The organism is Lentzea sp. NPDC006480 (assembly GCF_040611995.1).
In the GTDB taxonomy this organism is placed as follows: domain Bacteria; phylum Actinomycetota; class Actinomycetes; order Mycobacteriales; family Pseudonocardiaceae; genus Lentzea.
The window spans coordinates 20,778-31,082 of record NZ_JBEXPJ010000103.1; the positions used below are offsets into that span (position 1 = coordinate 20,778).

At 69.9% G+C, this 10,305-nt stretch carries 8 protein-coding genes and 1 pseudogene; 2 read left to right on the plus strand and 7 right to left on the minus strand.

Annotation, left to right across the window (positions count from 1 at the left end):
• Window positions 1–8: 8 nt before the first annotated feature.
• Window positions 9–1,526, minus strand: coding sequence for an MDR family MFS transporter (locus ABZX92_RS31200; RefSeq protein ID WP_355567186.1), 1,518 nt, complete (start codon window positions 1,524–1,526; stop codon window positions 9–11).
• A gap of 96 nt (window positions 1,527–1,622) precedes the next feature.
• Here ABZX92_RS31200 and ABZX92_RS31205 point away from each other — a divergent pair, with 96 nt between their 5' ends.
• Window positions 1,623–2,204, plus strand: coding sequence for a helix-turn-helix domain-containing protein (locus tag ABZX92_RS31205; RefSeq protein ID WP_355567167.1), 582 nt, complete (start codon window positions 1,623–1,625; stop codon window positions 2,202–2,204).
• Here the strand turns inward: ABZX92_RS31205 and ABZX92_RS31210 are convergent.
• The gene (locus ABZX92_RS31210; protein ID WP_355567170.1) at window positions 2,192–2,782 is read right to left on the minus strand and encodes a short chain dehydrogenase; all 591 of its coding nucleotides are present in this window, start codon (window positions 2,780–2,782) and stop codon (window positions 2,192–2,194) included. The genes ABZX92_RS31205 and ABZX92_RS31210 overlap by 13 nt on opposite strands.
• A 69-nt stretch (window positions 2,783–2,851) precedes the next feature.
• Between ABZX92_RS31210 and ABZX92_RS31215 the strand changes: the two are divergent.
• A pseudogene (locus ABZX92_RS31215) lies at window positions 2,852–3,631 on the plus strand (LysR family transcriptional regulator); the annotation flags it as partial.
• On the opposite strand, the gene ABZX92_RS31220 reads toward ABZX92_RS31215, so the two are convergent.
• The 5 genes from ABZX92_RS31220 to ABZX92_RS31240 all read right to left on the minus strand — a co-directional run.
• On the minus strand, window positions 3,612–5,273 hold the full coding sequence (locus tag ABZX92_RS31220) for a helix-turn-helix domain-containing protein (RefSeq protein WP_355567173.1): 1,662 nt from the start codon (window positions 5,271–5,273) through the stop codon (window positions 3,612–3,614). The pseudogene ABZX92_RS31215 and the gene ABZX92_RS31220 overlap by 20 nt on opposite strands.
• Window positions 5,274–5,477: 204 nt before the next feature.
• On the minus strand, window positions 5,478–6,587 hold the full coding sequence (gene menC, locus ABZX92_RS31225; protein ID WP_355567175.1) for an o-succinylbenzoate synthase: 1,110 nt from the start codon (window positions 6,585–6,587) through the stop codon (window positions 5,478–5,480).
• A complete protein-coding gene (locus ABZX92_RS31230) occupies window positions 6,584–7,333 on the minus strand; it encodes a GNAT family N-acetyltransferase (protein WP_355567178.1) in 750 nt (249 codons plus the stop codon). Before ABZX92_RS31230 ends, menC begins: the two co-directional genes overlap by 4 nt.
• Complete coding sequence (locus ABZX92_RS31235) at window positions 7,330–8,394, minus strand: M20 family metallopeptidase (protein WP_355567180.1); 1,065 nt, start codon at window positions 8,392–8,394, stop codon at window positions 7,330–7,332. The genes ABZX92_RS31230 and ABZX92_RS31235 overlap by 4 nt, the downstream gene beginning before the upstream one ends.
• A gap of 2 nt (window positions 8,395–8,396) precedes the next feature.
• A partial coding sequence (locus ABZX92_RS31240) for a serine hydrolase (protein WP_355567183.1) occupies window positions 8,397–10,305 on the minus strand: 1,909 nt, incomplete at its 5' end.

Here is a 10,305-nt window from a genome sequence, read left to right on the forward strand (position 1 = left end):
CCTCCTGATCAGCGCACGACCGCTGATTCCTTCTTCTCCAGGTCGATCGTGGTGCGCAGGGTGATCGGCTTGAGCAGCAGCGCGGCGATCACGCCGATCACGCCGACGGCCGCGGAGATCAGGAAGATGTGCGCGGTCGCGTCGCCGTAGACGGTGTGCACGATGGTCTGCACCTGTGGCGGCAGGGCCTTGAGGTTCAACGCGCTGGTGTTGCCGGTCGACTGGCCGGCCGGGACGTGCAGCGCGGCGGAGAGGTCGGCGGTGACGCGGTTGGCCAGGACGGCGCCGAGCACCGAGACGCCGATCGTGCCGCCCAGCGAGCGGAAGAACGTCACGGACGCGCTGGCGGCGCCGAGCTCGCTGAGCGGAACGCTGTTCTGCACGGCCAGCACGAGGTTCTGCATCGTCATGCCGACGCCGATGCCCACGACGGCCATCGCGATGCCGACGATCCACAACGCCGTGGCGTGGTCGACGAAACCCAGGCCCAGGAAGCCGAGCACCAGAGTGATCGTGCCGGTCACGATGTACGGCTTGACCTTGCCGGAGCGGCTGATCAGGCGGCCGGAGACCGTGGACGACACCAGCACGCCCGCCATCAGCGGGATGGTCAGCAGGCCCGCCTCGGTCGGGGTGTAGCCGCGGCCGATCTGGAAGTACTGGCCGAGGAACACCGCGCCGCCGAACATGGCCATGCCGACCGCGAGCGACGCGATGATCGCGAGCGCGGGAGTGCGCTGGACGACGATGTGCAGGGGCACAACGGGTTCTTCGACGCGGAGTTCCACCGCGACCGCCGCCCCGAGCAGGACGAGCCCGGCCCCGACCATGGCCCCGGTCTGCCACGACAGCCAGTCGAACGAGTTGCCGACGAACGAGACCCAGACCAGCAGCGTGCTCACCCCGGCGGCGATCAGGGCCGCGCCGAGGTAGTCGATGCGGACGTTCTCGCGGCGCACGGTTTCGAGCTTGAGGGTGGCCTGCAGGACCACGAACGCGATCGCGGCGATCGGCACGGCGACCCAGAAGCACCAGCGCCAGCCGAGCCACGACACGTCGACGATCAGACCGCCGAGCAGCGGACCGCCGACCGTCGCGACGGCCATGACCGCGCCGAGGTAGCCGTTGTAGCGGCCGCGCTCGCGGGGCGGGATGATCGCGGCGATGACGACCTGCACGAGTGCCTGCAGGCCGCCGACGCCGAGGCCCTGGAACGCGCGGGCGGCGATCAGCTGCCCGGTGTCCTGGGCGAAGCCGCTCAGCAGCGAACCGATCACGAAGATCACGATCGCGGCCTGGACCAGCGTCTTCTTGTTGAACAGGTCGGCGAGCTTGCCCCAGATCGGCGTGGTCGCCGTCGCCGTGAGCAGGGTCGCCGTGACGACCCACGTGTACTGCGTCTGGGTGCCGTTCAGCGAGCCGATGATGCGGGGCAGCGCGGTGGAGACCACCGTCGAGCTGACCATCGCCACGAACAACGCGAGCAGCAACCCCGACAGCGACTCGAGCACCTGCCGGTGGCCCATCGCCTGGGTCTGGTTCTTCACATCCGCCACCCTCTAATTCTTGCACGACGTGCAAATTTGCTCAATGGGCAACGCACACCGTCTACGCTGGGACGCATGGAGACCCTCACCACGCTCCGGGAGCACAAGAAGGCGGTGACCAGGCGGTCGCTCGCCAGGGCGGCGTTGCGGCTGGCGATGGAGCACGGCCTGGACGGGGTGACGGTCGAGGACATCGCGGACGAGGCAGGGGTCTCTCGCCGCACGTTCTCCAACTACTTCGCGGGCAAGGAGGACGCCGTTCTCGACGGTGACCGCTCGCGGATCCAGGCGTTGGTGGCGCTGGTCTCGGCGCGGCCTGCCGGCGAGGAGGCGTGGACGGCTCTGCGGGCGGCCACCGCTGAGCTCTACCGCACCTGGCCCGTCCCGGACGTCGAGTGGATGGCCCAGCTGCGGTTGCTGCGCCGCCATCCGTCGTTGCTCGCACGCCAAGCAGGCGACCAGGTCGCGCTTGAGCGTGACCTGACCGCCGTGCTTGTGCTGCGTGAGCCGGACGAGGAAGTGGCCCGGTTGATGGCTGCGACGTTCCTCGCGACGGTGCGCACCGGGATCGCGTTGTGGCTCGAAGGTGCGGGCGAGCAGCAGCTGCCCGTGCTCGTCGATCGGCTGCTGGGCCGGGTCCGGGTTCAGGGCACGTAGATCTGGCCGGTCTGGCGTCCCTCGATCGACCGGACGTACGCCTGGACGACGTCGGTGAGCGGGACCGGCTTCATGCCGGGGAAGAAGTCGCCGTAGACGTCGAGCGACTCGGTGAACACGGTCGGGCTGATGGCGTTGATCCGCTGTGGGGCGATTTCGATGGCGGCGGCTTTGACGAACGCTTCCACCGCGCCGTTGGCCAGTGACGCGGCCGCGCCGGTGACGATGGGTTCGCGCGCGAGCACGCCGGTGATCAGCGTGAAGGACCCGGTCACGTGTGTGAGGCCTTCCTTCACGAGCATGACCTGCGACAGCACCTTGCCGGTGAACGCGGCCCGGTAGTCGTCCGCGGTCAGCTCGGCCACCGGCTTGTAGGGGACGTGGCCTGCCGCGCTCGCGACCGCGTCGACCTGGCCGGCGGTCTGGAACATCTTGGCCACCTGGGCCGGGTCGGTGATGTCGTACTGCAGGTCCCCGCCGGTGCGGGAGACGGTGACGACATCGTGCTTGCGTTCGACGAGCTCCTGGTGCACGGCGGTGCCCAGCGTGCCGGTGGCTCCTACGAGCAGAATCCTCATGGCTTTGACGCTAGGCCCGGTTTTCGTCCTTGTGAAATGCCGTCCGTGCAGCACTTATGATCGGTAGTTATGAATGTCGAGCTACGGCATCTTCGTGCGTTGGCCGCGATCGGGGACCACCGGTCGATCACCGCGGCCGCGCAGTCGTTGCACGTCACGCAGCCCGCTCTCTCGCGCACTTTGGAGCAGTTGGAACGGCGTCTGGGCGTGCGGCTCGTCGATCGCACGACGCGGCACGTGGCGTTGACCGACACGGGCCGACGGCTGTGGGAGCACAGTCATCGCATCTTGGCCTCGCTCGACACCGCTCTGGCCGAGGCGGTGCAGCCACAGCCTCTGCGGTTGACGTTCGCGTGGGCGGCTTTGGGCCGGTTCACCATTCCGTTCCTGCGCTCGTGGCGTGCTGTGCATCCCGATGTGCTCGTGCGCATCCGTCGGTCAGATGACCCCGAGGCGGCGTTGCGGCGGGGAGAGGCCGACGTCGCGGTGCTGCGCACTCAGCCGTCTCAGCCCGGCATCGACCACGTGGCGTTGATCGAGGAACCACGTCTCGCCGCGGTCGCGGTGGATCACCCGCTGGCTTCGCGAGACGCGCTCGCGCTGGGCGACCTGGCATCGGAGGTCGTGTCCGTGTGCGAGACCGCCGGCACGACCACTGCTGATCTCTGGCCGGTCGGCGCTCGGCCGCGGACGCTGGACGTGCCCGGCGTGGTCGAGTGGCTGACGTCGATCGCGACCGGGGCGACGGTCGGGGTCACCGCCGCCGGCACCGGCCACCACAACCCGCACCCCGAGGTCGTCTACCTGCCGCTCACCGACGCCGAGCCGATCACCGTGCACCTGGCGTGGCCTTCGGCGCCGGCGCATCCGTCGACGGCGGCGTTCGTGGCGCTGGCTCAGCGGCACCTGGCCGCCACAACCGCAGCTGCAGCATCGCCGCGAACCGGGCGTTCGGATCGCTGAGGTCGATCTCGCCGACCTCGGACAGCCTGCGCAGCCGGTACCGGAACGTGTTGGGGTGCACGAAAACCGCGGCCGAAGCGGCAGCGACGTCGCCGAACGCGTCCAGCCACGCCGCCAGCGTCTCGACCAGGTTGCTGCTGTGCGTGCGGTCGTAGCCGATCAGCCGCGCGACCGGCCCGGTCAACCTGTCGCCGCGTTCGGCGATGAGGTCGGACAGTTCCAGGAGCAGGCCCTCACTGTGCACATCGGACACTCGTGCGATCGGGAAGGACACTCGTCCCGCGCGCAACACTCGCAACACGAGGTCGGCTCCGGCGCGGGAACGGGACAGCGACAGGCCATCCGCGACCTGGCCGACGCCCACGAGCACGTGGTTGCCCATGCGGTTGTGGAAGTCGGTGGCGATCCGCAGCGCTCGATCCTCTGACTCCGCGGGGAGAATCGCGTAGGCCACATCGCCGATCAACGCCGCCGCGGCGCGTGGATGAACCGCGGTCAGGTGCATCGCGAGTGCGTCGGCGACCTGCTGTCGTTCGGCCAGCAGCCGGGCGTGCCCAGCGGGATCCTCGCCGTGGGAGTGGGCCAAGGCCAGCGCCAGCACCACGCAGGACTGGTCCGAGAGCCCGAGTCGTCTCACCGCCTCCGCCGCGCCCGGTCCGCCTTCCACAGCAGTGCTGACCAGGTCCGCGCGCAACCGACGTTCGACATCCGCGCCCGCCCGCTGGCGCATCATGTGCAACGCCACGAGCTTGGCCGCGTCGCAGAAGGCTTGAGCGCGGTCAGCGGGCAGCGGCTTGCGCACCGCGGCCCAGATCGAGCCGAGGAACTCGTCGCCCGCCCGGACCGCCACCGCGACCCGCGGCAGGCACATCGTGCCGTCGTGCGCGGGCAGTCCCTCGATGTAGACGGGCTGGTCGCTGCGGTAGAGCTGCTGGAACACGCCGCGCGACTCCAGGATCTGCGAGTAGTGCGCGGGCACCTGACGCCCGAGGATCGTCTCCACCCGAGACGAGTCCGCCTCGTGCTGGCGCCCCGAGAACGCGAGCACCCGCGAACTGCGATCCTCGATCGTCACCGGGGCGCCGATCAACGACGCGACTGCGTTGGCCAGCGCGAACAGGTCCCCGGCCGGCACGCCGCCGAGTGTCTCGGACGGGTCCACCTCGCCCTCGGCCAGCAGCGACCGGAGCATGGCCGCGAGCTGAGTCCACGACGCACCCGGCGCCAGCCCGAGCAACGCCACGCCGGACCGGTCGACGGCCTCGGCGACCTGTTCCGTCACGTCGACCGGGCCGCGGACCACGAGTGCGGCCGCGCCGAGCTCGCCCAGCAGGTCGAGCGTCTCCTCCGGGTCTTGAATGCCGACGCCGAGCACGAGGGCCGACGGTGGCAGCACCTGGTCGTCGTGCGGATCGTGGATGACCACGCCGCCGATGTCGACAGCGCGGGCCGGGTCACCGCGGACCAGGTCGATCAGGGTGGTGCCGAGATCGTCGAGGACGCGGGCGAGGCCTGTTCGAGGACTCATGACACCACCCTGCCAACCGTCTACAGAGGAATCCAGTGGGAGTGGGCCGGGCTGCGGTCTTCCACAGCCCGGCGGGAGCGGCTGGGCCGGCGCGACTGGGTTTTGGCGGGTGCGGGCTGTGCCTTCGTCGTTGAGGTCCGGAAGGTGCGGGCCGAGGCCGTTGTGACCGGGGTCCAGCGGGACGCGGCCGCTGGACCCCTGCCGTCAGAGGGCCGTCGTCACCGGGATCCACTCCGTCTTCACGGTCACCGACTCCAGCGCGTCCGGCAGCGGCGTCACCCCCAGCCCCGGCCCGGTCGGCACGTCCAAGTGTCCGTCGTCCAGCACGAACGGCTCGGTGATGTCCATCGCGTAGTAGCGGTCCGACGCCGACGTGTCACCGGGCAGCGTGCAGCCAGGCAAGGCGGCCAGCGCCACGTTCGCCGCCCGGCCGATGCCCGTTTCGAGCATGCCGCCGCACCACACCGCGATCCCGTGCGCCGCACACACGTCGTGGATCCGGCGCGCCTCCAGGTAGCCACCGACGCGGCCGGGCTTGATGTTCACGATCTGGCAGGCGCCGAGCTTGATCGCGTCGGCGGCCGAGCGGGCCGAGGTGATCGACTCGTCCAGGCAGATCGGCGTCTTCACCACCTTGGCCAGCGCGGCGTGGGCGAGGACGTCCTCCTCGTCCAGCGGCTGTTCGATCAGCAGCAGGTCGAACGGGTCGAGCCGCGCGAGGTGCCGGGCGTCGGCCAGTGTGTAGGCGGTGTTGGCGTCGACCTGGAGCAACACGTCCGGGAATCGCTCGCGCACCGATCGAACCGCTTCGACGTCCCAGCCCGGCTCGATCTTCAGCTTGATCCGGACGTAGCCCTCCCCGACGTAGCCGGTGACCGCGTCCAGCAGCTCGGGGATCGAGTTCATGATGCCGACGGAGACACCGCACGGAACGCGCGAGCGGACCGCGCCCAGCTCACGGCCGAACGACACGCCACGCGCGCGCAGTTCGGCGTCCAGCACGGCCATCTCCAACGCGCCCTTGGCCATCCGGTGCCCGCGGAAGCGAGCCAGCCGAGGGGCGACGGACACGCCGTCGACCGGGCCGGACAACGCGGGGACCAGGAAGCGGCGCAGCACGTCGGCGCAGCCTTCGAGGTACTCCGACGAGTACACCGGGTCGGCCATCGCGACGCACTCGCCCCAGCCCTCGCCGTCGGAGGTGACGGCACGTAGCAGCAGCAACGAGCGCGTGGTCTGGGTGCCGAACGAGGTGCGGAACGGCGACTTCAACGGCATATCGACCCAGCGGAGCTCTACTCCGGACAGCTTCACGACTCGTTCCTCTCCACGACGTACCAACCGGACTTGTCGAACCCGGTCACGCGGGCGCCGGAAGCCAGCAGCCCGCCGAGAACGTCCCGCACGGCGTGCCGCCACTCGTTCGCCGCGGCCGGGTTCGTGGCTCGAAGCGATTCGATGTCCGGCGGCACCGCCACCAGCAGGGTGTGACCACCCGACGTGCCCAGCACCGGCATGCCGGAAGGAGAGATCCCCAGCGCGACCACACCCGCGGCGGTGACCGGACGGGGTTCGGCGGCGATCAGGTCCCAGCTGACGAGGAGCCGGTCCGTGTCGCCGCCACCGTTGATGTCGTCGGACATGTGGCCGTACAGATCGGTCAGGTACTCGGTCGCGTCCGCGCCGAGCTTGGCGAGGTTGAAGTGCGCGTTGCGGCGGATCAGCGGGTCGAACGTCCAGGTGATCGCCTTGATCCCGCGCGCCAGTGCCCACTCCCGCTGGTCCAGCTTCAACGCGTGGCCGACGTTGCGGCCGCGCATGCCGGGCGCGACGCCCGCGATGTGGCTGTGCAGCGTGCTTTCCGCGGGTGGTGAGCAGAAGCCGGCGCACGCGCCGATGAGGTCCTCGCCGTCGAAAGCGCCGGACACGTAGTTGCCGGACTTGATCAGCGCCCGCATCAGCTCCGCCGTGACCGGGGGAGCGGACGACCGCCAGATCGACTCGTACAACCGTTGCGCGGCAATGAGTTCCTTGTGCTCGGTGAGCTGTCTGACCGTCATGTCAGCTCCTTCACCAGAGCAGCGAGGAGCGACGTGCGCGGCACGAGCTCCGAGACCAGCACGTGCTCGCTGTCGGCGTGCGCGCCACCACCGACCGCACCGAGCCCGTCGAGCGTCGGAACCCCCACGCCCGCGGTGAAGTTGCCGTCCGAGGCACCACCGACCGAGGCCTGCGTGATCCCCGGAAGCAGACGCGAGGCCAGCGAGAACAACCCCGCGGACATCGAGAGTTCCAGGGGCGCGCGGTTCGGGCCGCCGGTCACCTCGACCTTCGCCCCGTCGAGGACGGGCTCCAAGGCCCGCATGGCCTCGTCCACCCGCTGCTGCTCGGCGAGGTTCCGCACCCGCACGTCCACCATGAACTTCCCTTGCGCGGGCACGGTGTTCGTCGTGGTGCCGGCCGAAAGCACAGTGGGCACAACGGTGGTGCCGGCGCCGAGGTGAGCCAGCCCCGACACCGCCAGAATCTGGTGCGCCGCCTCAACAGTCGCGTTCACACCACGTTCCGGTTCGAGACCGGCGTGGGCTGCGCGGCCGTGCAACGTCACCTCGTACATGGAAGTGCCCTTGCGCTCGGTCTTCAGAGCGCCACCATCCGCCGAGCCCTCGGTGACGAGCACGGCCTGGTGCTCCAGGGCTTCCGCCTCGATCAGCCCGCGTGACGACGGCGACCCGATCTCCTCGTCGCCGGTGACCAGCACCGTGACCCCGTCCGGAGAATCGAGCGCCGCCACGGCGTGGAAGATCATCGCGAGGCCGGTCTTCATGTCGAAGCAACCGGGCCCGCGCAGCACACCGTCCTGCACCGAGAACGGAATCCGGGCCAACGTCCCGATCGGCCACACCGTGTCGTGATGGCCGAGCAACAGCACGCGCCGCGGCCCGGAACCCAAGCGCCACCGCAGATGCGTGCGGCCGTCGAGCACGATCCGTTCCGGCGGCGCGCCCAGCAGCGCGGAGCCGACCGAGGCGGTGACGTCCGCGCTGCGAGCGACCGCCGCGAGATCGGTGGAGGGCGACTCGCAGGTCACGAGCCGCTCGATGTCGTTGAGCAGGTTCATCTTCAGGACACCTTCGGCGTGGCGCGGACCCCCGAGTGCACGTACCGCTCACCGGTGGGCAGGGCGTAGAACACGACGGACGTCCAGCTCACTTCCTCCGAATCGCGGCACACGAACTGGGAGTCGTCGAGCGGCACGAGGTCGACCTCCGGCGGTTCCGGCACGAGCCCGGCCAAGGGGCCCGTCATGGTCGTCTTCAGGCGCAGCCCGCGTTCGCCCTCGGTGATGTCGAAGCGAATGGAAGCACGCTCGTACCGGCCGACGTGCCGCGCGATGTCCACCGCGGGAGGCGTAGCGGCCGGCTCCAGCGGGCGTGGCATGTCCATCCCCGCCAGTTCGGCGAAGATCTCCCGGTACAGGTCCAGGTACAGCTCACGGGTGTGGCCGCCGTTGGTCAGCAACGTGACCGCGAGTCCGTGCGACGGCAGGATCCGCAGGAATGCGGACTGCCCGATGGTGTTGCCGTCGTGACCGATCAGCCGCTGCCCGTCCCAGCCGAACCGGATCCAGCCGAGGCCCCACGAGTCGCCCAGCGCGTGCGGGTCGGGCAGGTCGGTCTGCTTCTCGGTCATCAGCGCGGTGGACGCCTCCGACAGCACGCGTGTGCCGTCCGCCGCAAGGCCGCCGTCGAGGTGCATCCGCGCGAACGCCAGCACGTCCGCGGTTGTCGCGAAGATCGTCCCGGCCGGCCCGACCGAGCGCGGCAGCATCCACACCGGCGCCGGTTCGGTCTTGCCGTCCTTGGTGACGTGACCGACGGCGGCGCGGTGCAGGAGTGCCTCTTCCGGCAGGGTGCCGGTGCGGGCGAGGCCGAGCGGGGCGTAGAGCTTCTCGCGCATGGCCGCGTCCCACGTCTGGCCGGTGAGCTTCTCGATCACCCGGCCCGCCAGCACGAAACCCGAGTTGCAGTAGGAGAACGTGGCTCCGAGCGGGTGGTTCTGGCCGGCCTCCGCGAGCAGTTCGACGTAGCGCTCCAGGCAGTCGTCGCCGCGGCCGGTGTCGGTGAAGATGTCGCCGTCGATGCCGCTGGTGTGCGTGAGCAGGTGCCGCATGGTCACCTTCTGCGCCGCCACGGGATCCGCGAGCTTCAGCTCCGGCAGCACGTCGGCGATCGGCGCGTCGAGGTCGAGCAGTCCTTCGTCGACGAGCTGCATCACGACCGTCGACGTCCAGACCTTGCTGATCGAGCCGATCTGGAACACCGTGTCGTCGTTCACCTCCACCTCGGTCTTGAGGCTCAGGACGCCGTGGTGGGCCTGGATGATCTCGCCGTCCCGGAGGATGCCGAGCGCGGCGCCGGGCACGCCGTGCTTCTCGGCGAGTGCGGAAAGCCTGCGCTGCCAGTGCTTCGCGTCGAGCGGGCGGCGGTTCTCGGCGTGCTCGCGCACCCAGTCGACGACCCGGCGGTTGAAGTCCTCGCGGTGGGAAGGCTTGCCGCTGAGGATGAACAGGTGCGACTCGTCCGGGTAGAGCACCAGCTTGCTCGGCACGTTGTGCTGGCGCAGCGCGGTGAACCACTGCTCGGCCTGGCCGACCGGGCACCTGTCGTCGCTCGCGCCCTGGTAGATCAACGTGGGCGTGACGACCTCGTTGACCAGCGTCAAAGGCGAGAGTTCGGCGATGTGGGCGCCGGGACCGCCCAGTTCCAGCTCGGTCAGGTAGTGGCCGCCGTCGGACGTACCGGCCATGCTGCTCAGGTCGCTCACCACACCACCGGCGACGGCCGCGGCGAACCTGGTGTCGCGGCTGGTCAGGTAGCAGGTCATGTAGCCGCCGTAGCTGTAGCCGGTGACGGCCAGCTTGCCCGGGTCGGCGAGACCTCGGCGCGCAGCTCGTCCAGCGGTCCGTCGGCGAGCACCCTGCCGTGGTCGATCACCATCAGCCGCGGGCAGAGGCGTTCGATGTCGTCCA

Coding starts and splice junctions, on each gene's coding strand:
- ABZX92_RS31200 (WP_355567186.1), bottom strand. CDS start 1,526: ATGGGCCACCGGCAGGTGCTCGAGTCGCTGTCGGGGTTGCTGCTCGCG.
- ABZX92_RS31205 (WP_355567167.1), top strand. CDS start 1,623: ATGGAGACCCTCACCACGCTCCGGGAGCACAAGAAGGCGGTGACCAGG.
- ABZX92_RS31210 (WP_355567170.1), bottom strand. CDS start 2,782: ATGAGGATTCTGCTCGTAGGAGCCACCGGCACGCTGGGCACCGCCGTG.
- ABZX92_RS31220 (WP_355567173.1), bottom strand. CDS start 5,273: ATGAGTCCTCGAACAGGCCTCGCCCGCGTCCTCGACGATCTCGGCACC.
- ABZX92_RS31230 (WP_355567178.1), bottom strand. CDS start 7,333: ATGACGGTCAGACAGCTCACCGAGCACAAGGAACTCATTGCCGCGCAA.
- ABZX92_RS31235 (WP_355567180.1), bottom strand. CDS start 8,394: ATGAACCTGCTCAACGACATCGAGCGGCTCGTGACCTGCGAGTCGCCC.